The 21,525-nt window shown below is 62.1% G+C and carries 21 protein-coding genes; 16 read left to right on the forward strand and 5 right to left on the reverse strand.

Annotated features, from left to right (window positions below; translation table 11 throughout):
- Positions 1-319 precede the first annotated feature (319 nt).
- The gene (locus NKJ13_RS00155) at positions 320-1,825 is read right to left on the reverse strand and encodes a UxaA family hydrolase (RefSeq protein WP_352737531.1); all 1,506 of its coding nucleotides are present in this window, start codon (positions 1,823-1,825) and stop codon (positions 320-322) included.
- A 256-nt stretch (positions 1,826-2,081) separates the two neighbouring features.
- On the opposite strand from NKJ13_RS00155, the gene NKJ13_RS00160 reads away from it, so the two are divergent.
- From NKJ13_RS00160 to gnd, 6 genes are all read left to right on the forward strand, one after another.
- Positions 2,082-2,984, forward strand: coding sequence for a GntR family transcriptional regulator (locus NKJ13_RS00160; protein ID WP_352476364.1), 903 nt, complete (start codon positions 2,082-2,084; stop codon positions 2,982-2,984).
- Positions 2,985-3,103: 119 nt separating this feature from the next.
- Positions 3,104-3,460, forward strand: coding sequence for a DUF2946 family protein (locus NKJ13_RS00165; protein ID WP_352691120.1), 357 nt, complete (start codon positions 3,104-3,106; stop codon positions 3,458-3,460).
- Between the two features lie 99 nt (positions 3,461-3,559).
- A complete protein-coding gene (locus NKJ13_RS00170) occupies positions 3,560-4,096 on the forward strand; it encodes a copper chaperone PCu(A)C (RefSeq protein ID WP_352691119.1) in 537 nt (178 codons plus the stop codon).
- A gap of 25 nt (positions 4,097-4,121) precedes the next feature.
- Positions 4,122-4,640 (forward strand): YcnI family copper-binding membrane protein, encoded by a 519-nt coding sequence (locus NKJ13_RS00175; protein ID WP_352691117.1) that lies wholly within the window; start codon positions 4,122-4,124, stop codon positions 4,638-4,640.
- Positions 4,641-4,692: 52 nt separating this feature from the next.
- Positions 4,693-6,330 (forward strand): copper resistance CopC/CopD family protein, encoded by a 1,638-nt coding sequence (locus NKJ13_RS00180; RefSeq protein WP_352691115.1) that lies wholly within the window; start codon positions 4,693-4,695, stop codon positions 6,328-6,330.
- A gap of 140 nt (positions 6,331-6,470) precedes the next feature.
- Entirely contained in the window at positions 6,471-7,895 is a 1,425-nt protein-coding gene (gene gnd, locus NKJ13_RS00185; RefSeq protein WP_352691114.1) for an NADP-dependent phosphogluconate dehydrogenase, read from the forward strand.
- A gap of 114 nt (positions 7,896-8,009) precedes the next feature.
- Here the strand turns inward: gnd and NKJ13_RS00190 are convergent, their stop codons facing one another.
- Genes NKJ13_RS00190 through NKJ13_RS00200 form a run of 3 tightly spaced genes read right to left on the reverse strand, consistent with a single transcriptional unit; the run spans position 8,010 to position 9,943 of the window.
- Positions 8,010-8,498: a hypothetical protein gene (locus tag NKJ13_RS00190; RefSeq protein ID WP_352737529.1), complete on the reverse strand. Its 489-nt coding sequence runs from the start codon at positions 8,496-8,498 to the stop codon at positions 8,010-8,012.
- 15 nt (positions 8,499-8,513) lie between these two features.
- Positions 8,514-9,644: a HigA family addiction module antitoxin gene (locus tag NKJ13_RS00195; protein ID WP_352737528.1), complete on the reverse strand. Its 1,131-nt coding sequence runs from the start codon at positions 9,642-9,644 to the stop codon at positions 8,514-8,516.
- Positions 9,641-9,943, reverse strand: a complete 303-nt coding sequence (locus NKJ13_RS00200) for a hypothetical protein (RefSeq protein WP_352737527.1) — start codon at positions 9,941-9,943, stop codon at positions 9,641-9,643. The genes NKJ13_RS00195 and NKJ13_RS00200 overlap by 4 nt, the downstream gene beginning before the upstream one ends.
- Before the next feature lie 167 nt (positions 9,944-10,110).
- Between NKJ13_RS00200 and NKJ13_RS00205 the strand changes: the two genes are divergently transcribed.
- From NKJ13_RS00205 to NKJ13_RS00215, 3 genes are all read left to right on the forward strand, one after another.
- Entirely contained in the window at positions 10,111-11,169 is a 1,059-nt protein-coding gene (locus tag NKJ13_RS00205; RefSeq protein ID WP_352737526.1) for a DUF4917 family protein, read from the forward strand.
- 284 nt (positions 11,170-11,453) lie between these two features.
- Complete coding sequence (locus NKJ13_RS00210; protein ID WP_352737525.1) at positions 11,454-11,675, forward strand: hypothetical protein; 222 nt, start codon at positions 11,454-11,456, stop codon at positions 11,673-11,675.
- Positions 11,675-12,373, forward strand: a complete 699-nt coding sequence (locus NKJ13_RS00215; protein ID WP_352737524.1) for a hypothetical protein — start codon at positions 11,675-11,677, stop codon at positions 12,371-12,373. Before NKJ13_RS00210 ends, NKJ13_RS00215 begins: the two co-directional genes overlap by 1 nt.
- Before the next feature lie 204 nt (positions 12,374-12,577).
- Here the strand turns inward: NKJ13_RS00215 and NKJ13_RS00220 are convergent, their stop codons facing one another.
- On the reverse strand, positions 12,578-13,627 hold the full coding sequence (locus NKJ13_RS00220) for a LacI family transcriptional regulator (RefSeq protein WP_352737523.1): 1,050 nt from the start codon (positions 13,625-13,627) through the stop codon (positions 12,578-12,580).
- A gap of 394 nt (positions 13,628-14,021) precedes the next feature.
- Here NKJ13_RS00220 and NKJ13_RS00225 point away from each other — a divergent pair, with 394 nt between their 5' ends.
- From NKJ13_RS00225 to mgrA, 7 genes are all read left to right on the forward strand, one after another.
- A complete protein-coding gene (locus tag NKJ13_RS00225; protein ID WP_352737522.1) occupies positions 14,022-15,260 on the forward strand; it encodes an ABC transporter substrate-binding protein in 1,239 nt (412 codons plus the stop codon).
- A gap of 107 nt (positions 15,261-15,367) precedes the next feature.
- Entirely contained in the window at positions 15,368-16,261 is an 894-nt protein-coding gene (locus NKJ13_RS00230; protein WP_352737521.1) for a carbohydrate ABC transporter permease, read from the forward strand.
- The gene (locus NKJ13_RS00235) at positions 16,254-17,189 is read left to right on the forward strand and encodes a carbohydrate ABC transporter permease (RefSeq protein ID WP_352476375.1); all 936 of its coding nucleotides are present in this window, start codon (positions 16,254-16,256) and stop codon (positions 17,187-17,189) included. Before NKJ13_RS00230 ends, NKJ13_RS00235 begins: the two co-directional genes overlap by 8 nt.
- A gap of 5 nt (positions 17,190-17,194) precedes the next feature.
- A complete protein-coding gene (locus NKJ13_RS00240; RefSeq protein ID WP_352737520.1) occupies positions 17,195-18,325 on the forward strand; it encodes an ABC transporter ATP-binding protein in 1,131 nt (376 codons plus the stop codon).
- 74 nt (positions 18,326-18,399) lie between these two features.
- Positions 18,400-19,146 carry a sugar phosphate isomerase/epimerase family protein gene (locus NKJ13_RS00245; RefSeq protein ID WP_352506633.1) on the forward strand — a complete coding sequence of 249 codons (747 nt, stop codon included), beginning with the start codon at positions 18,400-18,402 and terminating at the stop codon, positions 19,144-19,146.
- A gap of 12 nt (positions 19,147-19,158) precedes the next feature.
- Entirely contained in the window at positions 19,159-20,307 is a 1,149-nt protein-coding gene (locus NKJ13_RS00250; RefSeq protein ID WP_352737519.1) for a Gfo/Idh/MocA family protein, read from the forward strand.
- Positions 20,308-20,438: 131 nt separating this feature from the next.
- Complete coding sequence (gene mgrA, locus NKJ13_RS00255; RefSeq protein WP_352737518.1) at positions 20,439-21,485, forward strand: L-glyceraldehyde 3-phosphate reductase; 1,047 nt, start codon at positions 20,439-20,441, stop codon at positions 21,483-21,485.
- Positions 21,486-21,525 lie beyond the last annotated feature (40 nt).

Consider the following 21,525-nt stretch of genomic DNA (forward strand, 5'->3'; position numbering starts at 1 on the left):
CCCTAAGTCGCCCGGTGAATGTTACGGAAGCTCCATTCGGATGGCGCGGCCCAAACGGAACTTTATCAATAAAAAACATTTACCGCATTTTGATAATGCATCACCTCGGTCGGCGCAAGCGATGTTTGATGGCCGCTCGAATGGCTGGGCGGGAAAGCTTGCTCCCTCGGAACTCCGCTGCCAATCTCCTCCAATATGTCGCATGGAATATTAATTCCATCATCCAGTCAATATGGAATGTTCATTCTTTTTCGGGAGCGTTGGAACTGTGACGCCTGGCGATCACGTCCGGTGTTCGCGACTATTGTGCATGTCCGGCTTAGAGCGTCGCTCCGAGATGCCAAGGCACGAACTCGTTGTCACCGTAGCCGAACTCTTCGCTCTTGGTCTTGCGGCCCGAAGCCGTCTCGACGATCAGTTCGAAGATCTCGCGGCCCATGCCGGCGATGGTCTTTTCGCCCGAGGCGATGACGCCGCAATTCACGTCCATGTCCTCTTCCATCGTGTGATACATGGTCGAGTTGCTGGCGACCTTGATCGACGGCGTCGGCCGGCAGCCGAAGCAGGAGCCGCGGCCGGTAGTGAAGACGATGACGTTGGCGCCGCCCGCCACCTGGCCGGTGGCCGAGACCGGGTCGTAGCCGGGCGTGTCCATGAACACCAGCCCGTGCCCGGTGACCTTCTCGGCATAGCCGAAGACGCCGTTGAGCGGCGTCTGGCCGCCCTTGGCGACCGCGCCGAGCGACTTTTCCAGGATGGTGGTCAGGCCGCCGCGCTTGTTGCCCGGTGAGGGATTGTTGTCGATGGATGCGCCATGCTTGGCGACGTGGTCTTCCCACCATTTCACATAACCGTCGAGCTTGGCGGCGATCTCAGGGGTTGCGGCGCGATAGGCGAGCAGGTGCTCGGCGCCGTAGATCTCCGTCGTTTCGGAGAGGATGCCGATGCCGCCGACGCCGGCCAGGATGTCGACGGCGGCACCCAGCGCCGGATTGGCGGTGATGCCGGACATACCGTCGGAGCCGCCGCATTGCAGGCCGACGACGATCTCGCTGACCGGGATCGGCTCGCGCTGAAGCTTGCCGACCTCTTCGGCGATCTCGGCCAGCACGACCAGCGCCTTCTCGACCGATTTGCGCGAGCCGCCGGCTTCCTGGATGTTGAAATGACGTTTTCCCGCGGCAACGCCCTTCTGGCCATAGAGGGTGAGCTGGTTGACCTCGCAGCCGAGCCCGACCATCAGCACGCCGCCGAAATTCGGATGACGGGCATAGCCGGCCAGCGTGCGATGCAGCACCATCATGCCGTCGCCGGTGGCGCTCATGCCGCAGCCCTGGCCGTGGACGATCGGGACGAAGCCGTCGATGCCGGGATATTGCGGCAGAAGCGTGCGGTTCGCCGCGTCAGCGATGGCGTGGCAGACGGTTGCCGAGCAATTGACGCTGGCCAGAATGCCGACGAAGTTGCGCGTGCCGGCGCGGCCGTCGGCGCGGCGGTAGCCCATGAAGGTGCGGGCGCGGTCGGCCTCGGTCGCATGCACTGCCTCGCTCGGCGGCACCACCGGCAAACGCCCGCTTTCGAAGACCAGATTGTGCGAATGGACATGCTCGCCGGGCGCGATGTCCTGCGTGGCGCGGCCGATCGCCTGGGCGTATTTGACCACGGCTTCGCCAGCCGCAATCGGCTTGATCGCCACTTTGTGGCCCGGCTCGATCAGCGCGGCGGCGACGGCGCCGCCCGGCAGCACGGTGCCGATCTCGATGCGGCCATTGGCGACCGCGACATTGTCGGCGGGAGACAGAAGAATGCTGTTTGCGGCGTTCACGGGAGCTTCCTGGGTGTGTTCCTGGGTGCGCGAGCGGATTGACACGCGGCTCTTAACATATAATGTCTTTTATCGTGAAAAAACATTTTTGCGTCAATTGTTTTTTCGCCAGAGCGCGACGCGTCTTTTGGATGCGAGAAGTAGGCTCTACAACCAAGACTAGCGTTGCGCATGGTATTTTGCGAAGCGATTCCGATTTCATGCGCGCGAAACGCTTCAATCCGGCCGCAATCGCCAATGCGCCACGGGGCAGGGGATGTCGAAGAGCAACAACGTTTACAAGGACGCTTATAATCGCGGTCTGAGGCTGCTCGACGAAACCAGGAGCCTGCCTTCGGAGCCGGAGCTGGGTACGCTGCTCGGCGTCAGCCGCACGACGGTCCGCACTATCCTTGCGCGCATGGAAGAGACCGGGCTGATAGACTGGAACAAGCGCAGCAAGACGGTTCTGCGCGAGCCGCGGCCGGATGATTTCTTCCCCGAGGAAGAAACCGACACGCTGGCCGAGATCATCGAGCGTTCCTTCATGCGGCGGCTGCTTGCCAGCGGTGCCGAAGCCGGAATGCAGATCAACGAGCTCGAGCTGGCGCGAGAGATCGGCGTCGGCACCACCAGCGTGCGCGAATTCCTGATCCGCTTCTCGCGCTTTGGCCTGATCGAGAAGCGCCGCAACAGCCACTGGGTGCTGAAAGGCTTTACCCGCGCCTTCGCGCTGGAGTTGACCGAGATCCGCGAAATGTTCGAACTGCGCTCGGCCGCAGCCTTTGCCGCTCTGCCCGAGGACAGCCCGGTGTGGGCCGACCTCGACCGCCTGGAGGACGAGCATCGCCTGCTGGCGCGCGAGATCGCCGTGCGGTTCAACGAATTCTCCGAGCTCGACGAGCGCTTTCACCGGCTTATCCACCGGGCGTCGCACAACCGCTTCATTGTCGATTTCTACGACGTCATCGCCATGATCTTCCACTACCACTACCAGTGGAACAAGGCGCAGGAGCGCGAGCGCAACGAAGTCGCGGTCCAGGAGCATCTCGCCTATATCGCCGCGCTCAAATCGCGCGATCTCGCCAAGGTCGACGCCGCCTGCCGCAAGCACCTGAAATCGGCCCGCCACACGCTGCTGACGTCCATTCCCGAGGGCAGGCAGCCGCAACGCGCGTGATTGTGTTGCGTTGCCGCAGCAACGTTTTGGCGATTTTCCGGCCGCCGGCTCCGTGCTAGAGAACTGACGTTGCTGCGTGAAGAGGCTGGTTCTTGACCATACGCCGGAGACGATGGAGCATGCCGGTCGCGTTCGCCGCGGCGTGGCTTTTCGTGCTCCAGTCGATGTTCGGCGCGTTTGCTTCAGGCGGCGAGCCGAACGCCTCGCAATTCGATGCTTTCGGCAACACGATCTGCACCCATGACGGTGCGGCGCAACTCCCCGCCGGCGATCCGCATCATCAGCACATGCCGGCTTGCTGCATGCTTGGCTGCAACCTCGTTTCGGCGGTCTACGCGCCGCCCGATGCCGCCGGGAGCCTGGCTCGCAGCCTCTCCGTCGAAACCATCGCCTTTTTCCTGCCGGCCTTCCGGCATCGCGATTTCGCCCGCGCCCGCACTCCGTCCAATCCGCGCGCACCACCGGCGACGGCCTGATCCGTTCTGGTTCGCGCCGCGCAACCCTTTGCCGGCGCGTTTATCGACATCGTTCGCGACCGGCCGTCGGCGCGGTCCCTTAAAGTCCACGGAGCAATCATGTCTCACTCTTTTCGCGCCGCCGCATCCAGCCGCAGGCGCTTCGCACTGGGTCGTTTCGAGCAGCGTCTCGGCATCGCCCTTTGCGTTCTTGCCCTCCTGTTCGCCAGCGCCCAGACGGTGTTGGCACACGAGTTCAAGCTTGGCGATCTCGAGATCGGGCACCCCTGGTCGCGCGCCACGCCAGCCGGCGCCAAGGTAGCCGGCGGCTACTTCACGATCACCAACACCGGCAGTGCGCCGGATCGCCTGCTGTCGATCACCTCCGACATTTCGGCCAAGGCCGAACTGCACGAGATGGGCGTCAGCAATGGCGTCATGACCATGCGGCCGGTCACAGGCGGCCTCGAAATCCCGGCTGGCGGCAAGGTCGCATTGGCGCCTAACGGCTATCATTTGATGTTCATGGATTTGAAGCGGCAGCCCAAGGAGGGCGAAATGTTTTCCGCAACACTGACCTTCGAAAAAGCCGGGCCCGTGCAGATTGAATTCGCCGTGCAAGGCATCGGCAGCGCGGCGCCGCAGGACGACCACTGACTTGGCCGCTTCGAGAGGTACCATCATGAAGAAATCTCTTTTGCCCGGCTGCGTGCTTCTTATCCTCGGGACCGGCGCGGCCTTTGCCCACATCACGCTCGAAACGCCGGAGGCGGCGGTGGGCTCGACCTACAAGGCGGTTCTTCGGGTGCCGCATGGCTGCGAGGGCAAGGCGACGACCGCCGTGCGCGTGCAGATCCCGGAAGGGGTGCTCTCGGTCAAACCGATGCCGAAGCCGGGTTGGACGCTGCAGGTCAAGAACGGCAAATACGAGAAGTCCTACCAGCTCTACGGCCAGGCAGTGACCAGCGGCGTCAAGGAGATCGACTGGAGCGCCGGCAGCCTGCCGGACGAATTCTACGACGAATTCGTCTTTCGCGCGACACTGGCATCCGACCTGCCGGCAGGCCAGATGCTGCATTTTCCGGTGGTACAGGAATGTGACGGCGTTGCCGATCGCTGGATCGAGATTCCGGCGGCCGGGCAGGCTGAGGATGCGCTGGAATTTCCGGCGCCCGGCCTCAAGCTGCTGCCGAAGAAGTGAGCTCCGGCGGCGCGCTTTGGCGGATGGGCGCGCCGCTGCTCTTGGCGGTGATATGAGCGCGCCATCCTTCCTGCGGCAAGCTTGCATGGCCGGCAACTGTTCTGGCCGGCTTGTGGCTGGCCTGCTGGCCGCCATCGTGCTGCTCGCCGTAATCGCCATGCCTGATCCCGCCTTCGCCCATGCAGCGCTGATCAAGGCCGAGCCGGCTGACGGTGCGGTGCTGGCGCAGAGCCCGTCGCAGATGTCGCTGACCTTCAGCGAGCCGGTTTCGCCGCTGGTGCTGACGCTGGTGCGGCCCGACGGCACGTCGATCCCGCTGAGCTCTTTCCGGCTCAGCGGCCAGGCCGTCGAGATCGACAATCCGCAGGCGCTGACATCCGGCACGCATGTGCTGAGCTGGCGGGTAATCTCCGCCGACGGGCATCCGGTCGGCGGCTCGGTGCTGTTCTCGGTCGGCACACCGAGTGCCGCGCCGGCCGCCTCCGATGCCGTTGACCGGGGGCTTCGAACGGCGATCTGGATCGGCAAGGTTTTTCTGTATGTCGGCCTGTTTTTCGGGGTCGGCGGTGCCTTTGCGCAGGCCTGGCTGGCGCAAGGCGGCCGATCAGGCCAGAACATGATCGTCGCTGCGATCCTGTGCGGCCTGGCCGCCGCACCGCTGTCGCTTGGTTTCCAGGGCCTGGATGCGCTTGGCGCGCCGCTTGCCCGGCTGGCGCAGCCGGTCATCTGGCAGACCGGGCTCGGCACCAGCTTCGGCTGGACAGTGCTGATCGCGCTGATGGCGCTCGGCCTTGGCCTGTTGTCGCTGGTCGTGCCGCGCGCCGACGCAAGGCCGCTCGCCCTGGCCGGACTGGTTGGCGTTGGCGCAGCACTTGCCGCCAGCGGGCATGCCAGTGCCGCCGAGCCGCAATGGCTGACCCGGCCGATGGTGTTTCTGCACGCCACTGGTATCGCGATTTGGTCCGGGGCGCTGGCGCCGCTCGGTCTTGCCTTGAAACGGCAGCCGGACAAAGCCGGGCCGTTGCTGCGCCGGTTTTCACGAGCGATCCTGTTCGTCGTGGCGGTGCTTGCGGCAGCCGGCATCGTGCTCGCCGTCATCCAGGTGCAAACGCCGTCGGCGCTGGTCCATACCGCTTACGGCCGGCTGCTGCTGCTCAAGCTGGTGCTGCTCGTCTTTCTGTTCACGCTCGCCGCCGTCAATCGCTTCAAGCTTACGGCCCCGGCTGAGGCGGGCGAAACGGAAGTCCAGCGGCGGCTGGCCCGCTCGATCGCCATCGAGGTGCTGATCGTGCTGGCGATCTTCGGCGTTGCCGCCGGCTGGCGCTTCACGCCGCCGCCGCGCGCGCTGGCGATCGCCGCGGCACAGCCGGCGTCGGTGCATATCCACACGCTGCAAGCGATGGCCGACCTCAGCATTGCGCCCGGCCATGCCGGGCCTGTTGCCGCTTCGATCTTCATCATGACCGGCGATTTCGGCCCGCTCGACGCCAAGCAGGTAACGCTGGTGCTGTCAAAGCCCGATTCCGGCATCGAACCCATCAAGCGCCCGGCGACGAGGCTTGGCGACGGCACCTGGCGCGTCGACGATCTCGTCATTCCGGTCGCCGGCCGGTGGACGGCGCGGCTCGATATCCTGGTCTCGGATTTCGAGATGGTGAAGATTGAGGCGCCGATCGACATCAGGCCGTGACGAGAGCGCTGGTCCACGCAAGACAATTCGGCGAGGCGGTTGACGCGGCCGCGAACCCCCGTCAATCATCGCCATCAAGAATGGGCGTCCAACCCAATCGCGGGCTCAAACCAACAAGATCCGAAAGCAGGGAAGAAACGATGGAAAAAGCCGAAATCGGCCTGATCGGCCTTGGCACGATGGGCTCCAACCTGGCGCTCAACATCGCCGAGAAGGGGCACCGCATCGCCGTCTTCAATCGCACCGCGGCGCGCACCGATGCCTTTGTCGAAAATGCCGGCGCGCTTCGGGATAGGGTGGTGCCCTGCTACAGCCTCGAAGAACTGGCCGCCGCGATCCGGCCGCCGCGGCCGATCATCATCATGGTGCTGGCCGGCAAGCCGGTCGACGAGCAGATCGCGGCATTGCGCGGCGTGCTGTCGGCCAACGACATCGTCATCGACGCCGGCAATGCCAATTTCCGCGATACGATGCGTCGCTTCTCCGAGCTTACCGATTCGGGCCTGACCTTCATCGGCATGGGCGTGTCCGGCGGCGAGGAGGGCGCACGCCACGGTCCCTCGATCATGGTCGGCGGTACCGAAGAGTCCTGGAAGCGCGTCGAAAAGGTGCTGACCGCGATCTCGGCCAAGTTCAAGGGCGAGCCTTGCGCGGCGTGGCTTGGCACCGACGGCGCCGGCCATTTCGTCAAGACCATCCACAACGGCATCGAATATGCCGACATGCAGATGATCGCCGAGATCTACGGCATCTTGCGCGACGGGCTCGGCATGGGGCCGAAAGAGATCGCCGAGGTGTTTTCCCAGTGGAACACGGGCAGGCTCAATTCGTACCTGATCGAGATCACCGCCAAGGTGCTGGCCGCCGACGATCCCAAGACCGGCAAACCGGTGGTCGACATCATCCTCGACCGCGCCGGCCAGAAAGGCACCGGCAAATGGTCGGTGATCGAGGCGCAGCAGCTAGGCATCCCGGCCACCGCGATCGAGGCGGCTGTGGCGGCACGCGTACTGTCGTCGATCAAGGACGAGCGGCTTGCCGCCGAAAAGGTCTATGGCGGCGGCGTGAGCAAGATTTCCGGAGACAGGGACGCCCTGCTCGGCGATCTCGAGCTGGCGCTGTTTGCCGGCAAGATCGCCGCCTACGCGCAAGGCTTCGCGGTGATGAGCGGCGCGTCGAAGGAATTCAACTGGAACCTGCCGATGCCGGTCATCGCCAAGATCTGGCGGGCCGGCTGCATCATCCGCTCGCAATTGCTGGATACGATGGCGGAGGCCTTCGGCGGCGGCGGCGCAGCCACCAACCTGTTGATGGCGCCGGCTTTCGTCTCATTGATGCAGGAGGCACATCCGTCGCTTCGCCGTGTCGTCGCAAGGGCGGCCGAAGCCGGCTCGCCGGTGCCGGCCCTGTCATCTGCACTTGCCTATTTCGACAGTTACCGGCAGGGCCGCGGCACTTCGAACCTGATCCAGGCGCAGCGCGATTTCTTCGGCGCGCACGGCTTCGAGCGCATCGATGGGCAGGGCGCTTTCCATGGCCCGTGGGGGAGTGGGGCGGCGGGTTAGCGCCGCATCTACGCCGTTCGACGCGCGGAGCGGGCCACCTGAAAGCGGTCGTTCGTTCGGGTTCGCGGCCTACATCTCGAGACGGCTGATCGTGGGATTCACCGGTCGGGCGGCTTACGCAACCTCTTCGTCTCCTGTATCCTGCCGCACAGCGGCTTCCATCTCGGCAACGTCATCCGTGAAGTCGATGATCATCTGAATGGGGTCTTCGTCCGGATGCTCGTCATTGAAGTGGTCGACATCCTGCTTGATTTGGAAACAGTCGTCCGCGATCGATTTACGACGCTGCCCGAAAGACTTTTCTAAGAAGGAGCGTGGCGCCGTGTCGATATCAGCCCACAGGCTCAGCTGCTGGCCTTCGATCCAGGTACGGATCGAATGTTTGGCGCGATACTTGCGCCCTTTCTCATCGACACGCTTCTCCTGGCGCAGGCTGTCCGCCAAAGCGTCGCGACAGATTTTCACGATGTCGCGCGGGGCGGGCCTGTAAAGCCCGCGCTCGATCGCCCAGGCCGCGACCTCATCCAGCGAAACGGGGTCCGTACTTACTTCCTCGGTATAGCGTCCGAAGATCGCCTGCATCTGTTCGCTGAAGGTCGCCACGTGTCCGTCCTATCCCTAAAGCTGTGCTTCGGCCACATTGCCCCAGCCATCGGCGATGGCCTCCTTGAGGAGATGCCCGCGGACCGGAACCTGATACTTGCGCAGATAATCGAAGCGTTTCATCCGCTTCTGGAGCTGGCCAACCACGATCGCGGGGTGGACGGCCATTAGCGCCGCGAAGCCGACAACGTCGCGCTCCGAGAAATAGGGATGCTTGCGGGCATAGAAGGATGACATCTTCGCTGACGGGACGCAGAAGTCCGCGGCCGCAGTGTTGGCAACAGTCTCTTCGTCCGCCTCTCCGTTTGCATCATTGGCGCTCTCGCCTGTCAGGTGATCGACCATTCCGATCGATTGTTTGCCATGACCCTGCAGCACATGCTCGATCTCATGCCGTAAAACGAACCAGAAGTTGTCGAGCCTATCGTACAGCGTAGACATACCGATCACGGGGGAGGCATCGTCAAGCCAGGTACAGACCCCATCAATCTTGGCGTTGGGCAGAACCTCGACGACGACAAGGCGTACTCCGCAACCCGCCAAAAGGCTTGGCACCGAGGCGACCGCTTCCGGATCGACCATCAAGCTGCGCAATTTGGGCAGAAGTGCACGGAGCTTTTCGGTCGAAAAAGTTTCGACCTCCATCTGTCTGGCAAGCTGGCGTACTCGAAACACCCACGCGAGCTGATGCGGCGGCGCAGCGTCATAATGCGTGCGCTTCGCAGCGAATGCGATGTCACCCAGCCTATCCTCATTGGCTGCTTCGAAGAAGCGAGACATTTGGAGCTGGAGCAGGGATGCTTCGCCGTCCTGAATCCAACCGCGCCGGATCATATCGCGTACGGGGAAATGAGCCTGCAGCCCGGCCCGAGTCTTCACCGCCGGATCCGGCTCCTTTGCATTCTGCAGGTCATAACGACCCTGAAGCTTCAAGAAGAACTCTGGCGACGTATTGAACGCGTCGCCGAGCAGGCGCGCCATATCGGGGGTGATGCCACGCTTGCCGGACAAGAGCGGATTGAGCTGCTGCTCGGTCTGGCCAAGAATGAAGGCGAGATCGCGCTGCGACCATCCACGCGCTTCCAGTTCCATCTTGATGAAAGTGCCCGGTGGCTCGATGGTCACCTGATTGCTGTTCCCCGTCATGCCATCCCCCGCAGATGCTCGGCCATTGCTGTCACGACCACCGTCATGATGCTGTTCTTTTCTATAATTTTGACCACTATCGACCATTGCGGCGAGAGCACCACGAGGTGCTCCGCCGATCCAGCGCGTGGCTTCAATCCCAGACTCTTCCAGTTGTGCAGCGTGCGTGCGTCGGGCGCTGCTCGCATGATGCTAAGGCGTTGACGCGCGGTCTGGATGACGGCGACTGGCAAGCGGGTGTCCGCTGCGGCTTCCGTCTCAATCAGCGCCAGGCGCGGGTCTGCGAACTCGATATACATGGCCTATAACTTAGCCAATAATTTCGCCTTGTCAACGCGACTTAACGCAAGTAGTTAAGTTACACTCAGAGGCAAATGCACCGTGTTCGCCTTAGTGCTCTGGCCGCCTGCTTATTGGCGCACGTAGATGACTGCGCACTGGCGATGAAAACCTGGAGAACCGCAAAATGCCGCTGATGACATTCGAAGCCTCGATCGCCGACTCCGCGACATGCGCTAGGCGCCATTTGCTTCTGGGCAATGGCTTCAGCATCGCCTGCCGCGCGGACATCTTTCACTACGGCTCGCTGTTCGCCCAGGCGGACTTTAGCGGCTACCCGGAGGTGGAGTCAGTTTTTGCCTTGCTGGGTACCCAGGATTTTGAGGCGGCGATCCGCGCGCTCGAGAATGCCTCGCTCATTTTGCCTGCCTATGTGCCCGATGGTACCAGCGCGGTCGCCAAGATGGAGGCCGATGCCGCCGCTCTGAAGGAAATCCTAATTCAAACCATTGCCGGCAATCACCCGGCTGTGCCGCCGGAGATCGACGACGCCAAGTTCTGGGCGTGCCGCACCTTCCTCTCGCACTTCCTTGCCACCGGCGGGCAGGTCTTCACGCTTAACTACGATTTATTGCTCTACTGGACGCTGATGCACAACGACAATCCGTTCGTCGACGCGATCAATCTCGCTAAGAATGACGGCTTCGGAAATGATGAGGATGATCCCAACGCGGAATACGTGGTGTGGCAGGGTGAGGTCGGCGCGCATGAGGCCCGTATCCACTTCCTCCACGGCGCCTTGCATCTTTTCGACTCAGGGTCTGAACTCAAGAAATACACTTGGGTGCGAAAAGGCGTCCCTCTTGTGGAGCAGGCGCGCGAGGCGATCAATGGCAACGCCTATCCGCTGTTCGTGGCGGAAGGGACCAGCGCCCAGAAGAAGGCGAAGATCCGTCACAATGCCTACCTGTACCAAGGCTTCAAACAGTTCACCGCGAATGTGAAGACCGCCAGCCATTGCTTCTTCATTTTCGGCCATTCGCTCGCTGCGAATGACGACCACATCCTTAACCGCATAGCGCGTGGCAAGTTTCGCAAGCTCTATGTTGGCATCTATGGTGAACCAGCATCCGCGGATAACCAGCGGATCATCAACCGCGCGAACGAGCTAGCGGTGCAGCGCAACGAAAAATCGCCGCTTGATGTCGTCTTTTATGATGCTGGTACAGCTTATGTCTGGGGTTAGGAGCCGGAAACTGACCGGCCGGTCACGGCCCAAGCCGACCCCATGACACCAAATGCGTACTTTGAGAGCGGACATCCGATCCGTGAAACAGAATACTGTGATTCTGTTTCCAATTCGGCATTGACTATCATCAGGCTGCGGCGAGAAGGCAGGCATCTTGCAAGGCACAAGTTCCTTGCGAATAGTTCATGGAGCGTGCTTCGTGAACTGTTCTAAAGATGCAAAAAACTGTCTTAGTTGCGTGTAATGCATTGTTATGTATATGGTTTGTCGTCGAATTTGCCGTGAAACCGCCAGAACTGTTTCTAGAAAGACACTTCAAGCTGTCGTATTTTTTCAGCATCATCGTCAAATCGGAGGTGCCGAACATGTCTGAAATTTTGAAAGCAATTTCCGCTTTCCTACTACTGCCGCCCGAAGGCCAGATCGGTTTGATCGCACTGGCTGGATTGGGCGTAGCCGCCTATGCGATCTATGTTGTCTCGACCACCCATCGGAGGCGCTAATGGTTATCATGCGCCAATGGGTGCCGTTTCCCACGCTTTGGATCGAAGATGGCGGGCTCAAAGACTTCACTTGGAAGTCTGGCGGCCCTGATGTCCTAGCGGCCTTCATCTGCATGGTTCTGTTGGCGCATCATCGTGGCGACGGTGGAGCGGCCCGCCTGACATACGATTCCATAGATGCCGTCGCGGGGTTGAGCCGCGCCAAGATCGCGGCCGGGTTGGAAATCCTAACCAAATCGGGGTTGGCCGAACGTGTGGATCGCAGCACGTTTCTCCTGCCGACCCTTGATCCAACGCAACGCGGATGGGGAAAGCTGCCCGCGAAAAAGCTCTACAACAGCCATGGCGGAATCCCGATGTTCAAGGATTTCACGCTTCGCAAGCGCTCCGAATTGGACGCGATGAAACTGTACCTCTTGTTCGTCGCAAGGCGAGACAACGAGACGAACCGGGTTGATCTGAGCTACGACAAAATCACAGAATATTCAGGGATTGCGCGCCAGCACATCACCTCTGCACTCACCATTCTTTCGGTAAACGGGTGGCTCGTCGTGGATCGCCAGCAAAGCGATCTCAACGAATTTGCGACGGCCAACTCATATCGGCTGCGCTACCTAGAACCATACCGCCACGCTGGGACAACAGGCCGAGCAGAAATTGACGCTCGGACTCGGGCCTTACGAGAAATGATTTCATAAATGGGCCAATGACGCTGCGACTATCGAAGGCGTTGTGAAACAGAATTTCTAATTGGGTTTCAGCAGCGTCCGCAAAAGCGAATGACCGCCTTTCCCCTCCACGGTCTGAAACCGGACTGACTGGTATCGCCTCCAATGTTGCCAGTCAGCAGCGCGCATTGGAGCCGGATGTCATTCAATCTGAACATATCCCGCTCTAAACACTTACTCGGGGCGGCGATAGGCTTGGACTTCGCCCGGCTCGCTCAGGCTTTGCAGGGTGCCGGGGGCGGCGCCGCCGATCCAGCCCAGCACCGAGCGGGCGAGTTCGGCGCCGGCCAGCCGGAAGTTCTCGTTGACGACCAGCAATTCGCTGCGAAAAAGGTGCAGAAGCTCCGACGATTGTTTGGACACCACATCGACATCGCGGCCAAGCTTGAGGCCGACGTCTTCGATGCCGGCGACGATGGCGAGCGTCGCGGCGGCGGCGCTGCTGATGAAACCGTCCGGGCGGCTTTCGCGGCGCATCAGCTGCGCCGTCCGCATTCTGATCTGCTCGATCGAATGATCGATCGAAACGGTGTTGAACGGAATCTCGCTGGCGCCGACCTCGCTCAGCGCATCGGCAAAGCCGGCGAGCGTGTGGCCGTGATAGGTCAGCTCGACCGGCGGCGCCAACAGAGCCAGCCGGCGGCGGCCGAGGCCGGCCAGATGGCGCACCGCCTCGGCTGCGAAAGCGTAATTGTCGAAATCATGATAGGGATGGATCAGCCCCATGTCGGTGCGGCCGTGCGTGGCAAAGGGAATGCCGCGCTCCAGCATATATCGGGCCCTCGGATCGTTCGGCTGCGTGCGCGAAATGATGACGCCGTCGGCTGAACCGGTTTCCACGAGGTAACGGATCGGGTCGAGCGGATCCTGCGAGCGCGAATAGGGCGTCACGATCAAATGATAGGGCGTGTCGGCGATGACTTCCGAAACGCCGTAGATGATGTCCGAGACAAAGCTCATGATCTCGTGCTCGGTGTTGAGCACCAGGCTGATGACATTGGTCTTGCCGGTGCGCAGGCGGACGCCGGCTCGGTTGGGGCGATAGCCGATCTGCTTGGCGACAAGCTGGACGCGCCGCCTGGTCTCGGCGCCGATCTCGGGGGCGTCCTTCAGCGCGCGCGACACGGTGGTGACGCCCAGCCCGGTCATGAAGGCGAGCGTCTTCAGCGTCGGCCGGCCCTGGCCCGACGCTTCGTCGGCCTTCTCTTTTTGATGCCTGTTCATTCGTCCCGCCCCGTCAGGCGCATAACAGTTGCCGAACCGCCCGGCAATCGGCCGGCCGCGGGTTCGCCGCGGGCCTTCACCGAATGAAACCGCTATATACTGAAACGTTACAGATTGTCACGACCATTGCCACATCACTGGTGACAGATGCAGAACGAGCGGCGCTGCAATCGGCCCAAAACCGTGATTGGAACGGGCTTTTCCGATCCTTTTGGCGTCGCAACATTGCATTTTGCAGTGCAACCTCTCTGGTTGCGATGCGGTAAGCCAGCGAGCCGCGCGATTTTATTCGCGCTTCGAAAAAACTTGATGCCACCTTCGCCTGAGGGGTTGCGCGCCTCAAGCAATTGCCGTATCGAAAATCTGTAACGTTTCAGATTCTGGGAGGAACGAAATGCGATACCAACTCATGACTGCTGCGCTGGCAGCGACGGTCGCGCTGCAATTTGCCGGCCCGGCGGCCGCGACGGATCTGGAAGTCACCCATTGGTGGACCTCCGGCGGCGAGGCGGCAGCGGTCGCCGAACTCGCCAAGGCTTTCGACGCAACCGGCAATCACTGGGTGGACGGCGCCATCGCCGGTTCCGGCGGCACGGCGCGGCCGATCATGATCAGCCGCATCACCGGTGGCGATCCGATGGGCGCTACCCAGTTCAATCACGGCCGGCAGGCGGAAGAACTGGTGCAGGCCGGGCTGATGCGCGACCTCACCGATCTCGCCACCAAGGAAAAGTGGACGGAAATCGTGCAGCCGAAGAGCCTGCTCGACGGCTGTACCCTCGATGGCAAGATTTATTGCGTGCCGGTCAATATCCACTCCTGGCAGTGGCTGTGGCTGTCGAACGCCGCCTTCAAAAAGGCCGGCGTGCCGGTGCCGAAGAACTGGAATGAATATGTCGCTGCGGCGCCCGCGCTGGAAAAGGCAGGCATCCTGCCGCTTGCGGTCGGCGGCCAGCCCTGGCAGGCCTCCGGCGCTTTCGACGTGCTGCTTGCGGCGGTCGGCGGCACCGACGCCTTCCTCAAGGTCTACAAGGACAAGGACGCCGAATTCGCCGCCGGGCCCGGAGTCGCCAAGGTCTTCAAGGCCGCGGACGATGCCCGCAAGATGGCGAAGAACACCAACGTGCAAGACTGGAACCAGGCCACCAACCTGGTCATCACCGGCAAGGCCGGCGGCCAGATCATGGGTGACTGGGCGCAGGGCGAGTTCCAGGTTGCCGGTCAGGTCGCCGGCAAGGACTATACTTGCCTTCCGGGCCTCGGTCTCAACGAGATGATCGCCACCGGCGGCGACGCTTTCTACTTCCCGCTGCTGAAGGATCCCGAAAAATCGAAGGCACAGGAAGTGCTGGCCCACACACTGCTCGATCCCAAGACGCAGGTCGCCTTCAATCTCAAGAAAGGTTCGCTGCCGGTGCGCGGCGACGTCGACCTCAAGGCGGCGAACGACTGCATGAAGAAGGGGCTCGAAATTCTCGCCAAGGGCAATGTCATGCCCTGGACCGACCAGCTGCTTTCACAGGATACGCAGAAGCAGAAGGAGGATCTGTTCTCCGAGTTCTTCGCCAAGCAGGACATGACCGTGGAAGATGCGCAGAAGCGCTTCGCCGCCATTGTCGGTTCGGCCGATTGAGCGATCGACCAACCGCCTCACTCCCGCCCCTGCGAACGCAGGGTCGGGAGCTAGGGTCAAGGCCTCTTGACCCTCCGGCCCTTACCCGATCCAGCGCGGCTGTGCAGATGAGCAAGAGCGAACGCCCTAGCCAACTCTTTCGCAACCTCAATGCGAAAGTCGCTTCGATCCCGATGATTTTCACCGCGCTGGTGATTTTTGTCGGCGGCACCCTCTGGACGGTGCTGTATTCCTTCACAAATTCCAAGCTGCTGCCGCGGCTGCACTTTGTCGGTCTCGACCAGTACTATCGGCTGTGGGCGACGCCGCGCTGGCTGATCTCGATCGAGAACCTGCTGATCTACGGCGTGCTGTCGCTGGTGTTCTCGCTGGTCATCGGCTTCCTTCTTGCAGCCCTGCTCGACCAGAAGATCCGGTTCGAGGACACGTTCCGGACCATTTTCCTCTATCCTTTCGCCCTGTCCTTCATCGTCACCGGTCTGGTCTGGCAGTGGCTGCTCAACCCCGAATTCGGTGTCCAGGCAGTGGTGCGCAGCCTCGGCTGGACGAGCTTCAGCTTCAATCCGCTCTATGATTCCAGCATCGTCATCTACGGCATATTGATCGCCGCTCTCTGGCAAGGCACCGGGCTCATCATGTGCCTGATGCTGGCCGGCCTGCGCGGCATCGACGAGGATATCTGGAAGGCCGCGCGGGTCGACGGGATACCGACCTGGAAGACCTATCTGTTCATCATCATACCGATGATGCGGCCGGTCTTCATCACCACGCTGGTCATCGTCGCCTCCAACATCGTTCGCGTCTACGACCTTGTCGTCGCCCAGACCAGCGGCGGGCCCGGCATCGCCTCCGAAGTCCCGGCCAAATATGTCTATGATTACATGTTCTTCGCCCAGAACCTCGGCCAGGGATTCGCCGCCTCGACGATAATGCTGCTGTCGGTGATCATCGTCATCGTGCCGTGGGCCTATCTCGAGTTCGGAGGCAAGAAGCGTGTCTGACCATACCGTTTCATTGCCCGCCATTGCCGGTGCCGGCGGCCTCGAAGCCTACGGGCCGAGCGGGCCGAAGCCGCGCCACACATTCTCGCGCCGTAACATCTTCCTGTACGGCACGTTGATCGTGGTGGCGCTCTACTATCTTTTGCCGCTCTATGTAATGGTGGTGACATCGCTCAAAGGCATGCCCGAGATACGCCTCGGCAACATCTTCTCGCCGCCGATGGAGATCACTTTCGAGCCCTGGGTCAAGGCCTGGTCGAGCGCCTGCACCGGGCTCAACTGCGACGGGCTGTCGCGTGGCTTCTGGAATTCGGTGCGCATCACCATCCCGTCGGTGATCCTGTCGATCGCGCTCGCCTCGGTGAACGGTTATGCGCTTGCCAACTGGCGCTTCAAAGGCGCCGACACTTTCTTCATCATCCTGATCGTCGGCGCCTTCATCCCTTATCAGGTGATGATCTATCCGATCGTCATCATCCTGCGCGAAGTCGGCCTCTACGGCAGCCTCAGCGGCCTGGTGATCGTCCATTCCATCTTCGGCATGCCGATCCTCACGCTGTTGTTCCGCAACTACTTTACCTCCATGCCGGAGGAGCTGTTCCGGGCAGCGCGTGTCGACGGGGCCGGCTTCTGGGGCATTTATTTCCGCATCATGCTGCCGATGTCGCTGCCGATCTTCGTCGTCGCCATCATCCTGCAGGTGACCGGCATCTGGAACGACTTCCTGTTCGGCGTCGTCTACACCCGCCCCGACACCTATCCGATGACGGTGCAGCTCAACAACATCGTCAACTCGGTGCAAGGCGTGAAGGAATACAACGTCAACATGGCAGCCACCATCCTGACCGGCCTGGTGCCGCTGATCGTCTATTTCCTGTCCGGAAAATTGTTTGTGCGCGGCATCGCCGCCGGCGCGGTGAAAGGATGATGGCGATGAACGCAAACGGCAGCGTTGGGGTAAACGGCAGCAAGGGGGCAAACGGCACCAGTGTCTCGATCCAGAACCTGTCGCTGAATTTCGGCGCGATATCGGTGCTGCAGACGCTCAACCTCGATGTCGCGGAAGGCGAGTTCATCGTGCTGCTCGGCCCGTCCGGTTGCGGCAAGTCGACCTTGCTCAACTGCATTGCCGGGCTGCTCGACGTTTCCGAAGGCCGCATCTTCATCAAGGGCAAGAACGTCACCTGGGAAGAGCCCAAGGATCGCGGCATCGGCATGGTGTTCCAGTCCTACGCGCTCTATCCGCAGATGACGGTGGAGAAGAACCTGTCGTTTGGGCTGCGCGTTGCCGGCCTCGCCAAGGACGAGATTGCCAAGCGCATCGCCCGGGCCGCCGAAATCCTGCAGATCGAACCGCTCTTGCATCGCAAGCCGGCGGCCCTGTCCGGCGGCCAGCGCCAGCGTGTGGCGATCGGGCGCGCACTTGTGCGCGACGTCGACGTCTTCCTGTTCGACGAGCCGCTCTCCAACCTCGACGCCAAGCTGCGCGCGGAATTGCGCGTCGAGATCAAGCTGCTGCATCGCAAGCTCGAGAACACCATGATCTACGTCACCCACGACCAGATCGAGGCGATGACGCTGGCCGACCGCATCGCGGTGATGAAGGGCGGCGTCATCCAGCAGCTCGATGCACCGCAGACCATCTATAACCGGCCGGTCAACCGGTTTGTCGCTGGCTTCCTCGGCTCGCCGGCAATGAACTTCCTCGACGGCAGGCTGGAGCAGGCGGATGGCGACTGGCACTTCGTCGTCGAGGATGTGCGGATCCCGCTTGCCACCTATGCTTTCGAGAAGGACCCGGTGCCGGGGCCGGCCGTGTTCGGCATCCGCCCCGAGCACGTGGCGTTCAACAGTGGCACGGGATGGCCGTTCGCAGCCACGGCAAATGTCGAGGTCGTCGAGCCCATGGGTTCCGACACGCTGGTCTGGCTGAAGCTGGCCGGCCAGAATTTCACGGTACGGGTGACAGCCGAGCGTACGCCAAACAACGCGGAGGCGGTCGGCATCGGTTTCGACCCGATGCGGGCCTCGCTGTTCGACGCCGCCACAGGTAACCGCCTCTAGAGCCTGATTTTAGCCTCCCAAGACTTTTTTCATTCCCCCCAAGACTAACCATCCCCAAGAAACGGACAGAGACGATGAACTGGTCATTCCAACTTTACAGCGCGCGTAATTTCCAGCCCTGGGAGGGCGTGCTCAAAATGCTGGGCGAGCTTGGTTACAGCCAAGTCGAAGGGTTCGGTGGCGTCTATGACGATCCCAAGGCGTTCCGTGCCGAGCTCGACAAGAACGGCCTTGCCATGCCGACCGGGCATTTCTCGATCGACGCGCTCGAGAAGGATTTCGACGGCGTGCGCAGGACGGCCGATGCGCTCGGCATCACGCTGCTCATCTGCCCCTTCCTGAACGCCGAGTTCAGGCCGGCCGACGCGGCCGGCTGGCGCGGCTTCGGCGAACGCCTGGCCAAGGTCGGCGAGACGGCGAGGAAAGCCGGCTATGGTTTTGCCTGGCACAATCATGATTTCGAATTCAAGGCGCTCGCCGACGGCTCGGTGCCGCAGGACCATATCCTGTCCTCCGCGCCCGACATCGGCTGGGAGATGGATGTCGCCTGGGTGGTGCGGGGCGGCGTCGATCCGCTGCCCTGGATCGAGAAGCACGGCAAGCGCATCGTAGCCGTCCACGTCAAGGACTTGGCCAAGCCGGGCGAGGGCCTCGACGAGGACGGCTGGTCCGACGTCGGCCACGGCACCATCGACTGGCCCGGCCTGATCAAGGCGCTGCGCGCCAAAAGCGCTGCGAAATACTACGTCATGGAACAAGACAATCCCAACGACATCGAGCGCTTCGCCCGCCGCTCCATCGCAGCCGCCAAGACCTATTAGGAGCACATCAGCATGGCAACAAAACTTGGGATCGGCGTCATTGGCTGCGGCAACATCTCGAAGGCGTATTTCTCGCTGGCGCCGCTGTTTCGCAGCATCGAGATGCGCGCCTGCGCCGACATCAACATGGAAGCGGCGAAAGCGCGGGCAAAGGAGTTCAAGCTGCGCGCCGAGACCGTTGAGGGGCTGCTCAAGGCCGACGATATCGACATCATCGTCAACCTGACCATTCCGGCGGTGCATTACGAGGTGTCGAAGCAGATCCTCGACGCCGGCAAGCACGTCTATTCGGAGAAGCCCTTCGTGCTGTCGGTCAAGGAAGGGCTCGACCTGAAGAAACGGGCGGAAAACAAGGGGCTGCGCATCGGCTCTGCCCCCGACACCTTCCTTGGCGGCGCGCACCAGCTTGTCCGCGACCTGATCGACACCGGCAGGCTCGGCAAGGTCACCAGCGGCACCTGTCATGTGATGAGCCATGGCATGGAGCATTGGCACCCCAATCCGGACTTCTTCTTCCAGCCGGGCGCCGGGCCGGTGCTCGATATCGGACCCTATTACATCACCAACCTGATCCAGCTGATCGGGCCGGTGAAGCGGGTCGCTGCCTTCGCTTCGATCCCGATGACGGAACGCATCATCAGCTCGAAGCCGCGCGCCGGCGAAAAGATACCGGTCTCCACGCCAACGACGATCCATGGCGTGCTGGAATTCGAGAACGGCGCCGTTGTGACGCTCAACACCAGCTGGGATGTCTGGAGCCACGGCCACGCTCCGATGGAGCTCTATGGCGAGGCGGGCACGGTGTTCGTGCCGGATCCGAACTTCTTCGGCGGCGAGGTGCGCTACACCGAAGCCGCCAAGCCGGTGAAGAAGCTGCCGAAATGGCCGCATCCGTTCGGCGTGCCCAACGAGATGCATTCGCAAGGCATGATGGCCAACTACCGCACCGCCGGCCTTGCCGACATGGCGATCGCGATCAGGGAAGGCCGGCCGCACCGCTGCTCGATGGAGCTGGCGCTGCATGCCGTCGACGTCATGACCGGCCTGTTGCGCTCGGGCGAGACGGGAAAGTTCGTCGCCATGCAGACCAGCTGCGAGCGGCCCGCGGCACTCGGCGTCAAGGCGGCGAAGGAGCTGCTGGCGAAGAAGAAAACCAAGTAGGCGGCGCACCTCCCAAGCACCGCAAAAAGCCTCTCCCCGTTTGCGCGGGGAGAGGCTAAGGGTGGGCCGGACTCGACTTGCCCGTCATCGCGGCGGCAGCCGTCGGGCTCGTTTCGATATGAGGATTTTCCATGCCCTATGTTCCCGCGGAAAACCGCTACGAAAAGATGGTCTACAATCGCTGCGGGCGGTCCGGCCTGAAGCTGCCGGCGATCTCGCTTGGGCTGTGGCACAATTTCGGCGACGACACGCCGCATAGGACCAAGCAGGCGATCATGCGCAGGGCCTTCGATCTGGGCATCACGCATTTCGATCTCGCCAACAATTACGGCCCGCCGCCCGGCTCGGCGGAGCGGGCGTTCGGCGAGATCTTGCGGACGGACTTTGCCGGTTATCGCGACGAGCTGATCATCTCGACCAAGGCCGGCTACGAAATGTGGGCAGGGCCTTATGGCGAATGGGGCGGCCGCAAATATGTGCTGGCCAGCCTCGACCAGAGCCTGAAGCGGATGGGGCTCGACTATGTCGACATCTTCTACTCGCACCGCTTCGACCCCGACACCCCGCTGGAAGAGACGATGGGCGCACTCGATCACGCGGTGCGCTCGGGCAAGGCACTCTATGCCGGCATTTCCTCCTATACTTCGCAGCGCACCCGCGAGGCCGCCGACATTTTGAAGCAGCTCGGCACGCCTTGCGTGATCCATCAGCCGAGCTATTCGATGCTCAACCGCTGGGTCGAGGACGATGGCCTGCTCGATACGCTGGAGGGACTTGGCGTCGGCTCGATCGTGTTCTCGCCGCTGGCGCAAGGCATGCTGACCGACAAATATCTCGGCGGCATCCCCGATGGCAGCCGCGCCAGCCAGGGCAAGTCGCTGCGCCCGGCATTCATCAACGACAAATCGATCGCCAATATCGAGGCGCTGAACGTCATCGCCCGTCGCCGCGGCCAGACGCTGGCGCAGATGGCGCTGGCCTGGGTGCTGCGCAGGGGCAGGGTCACATCGGCGCTGATCGGCGCCAGCCGGCCGGAACAGGTCGAGGATTGTGTCGGGGCGCTGAAGGCGCTCGACTTCAGCGATGCCGAGCTCGCCGAGATCGACACCTTTGCCCGCGAGTCGGAGATCAACCTCTGGGCGGCATCGGCCGAGCGCAAGGGGCCGCCGAGGAAGTAGGCGACGACCGCATCCGGTCGCCAAACAGCGACGGCTTCCG

Source organism: Mesorhizobium sp. M0174, assembly GCF_040322275.1.
Classification (GTDB): Bacteria; Pseudomonadota; Alphaproteobacteria; order Rhizobiales; family Rhizobiaceae; genus Mesorhizobium.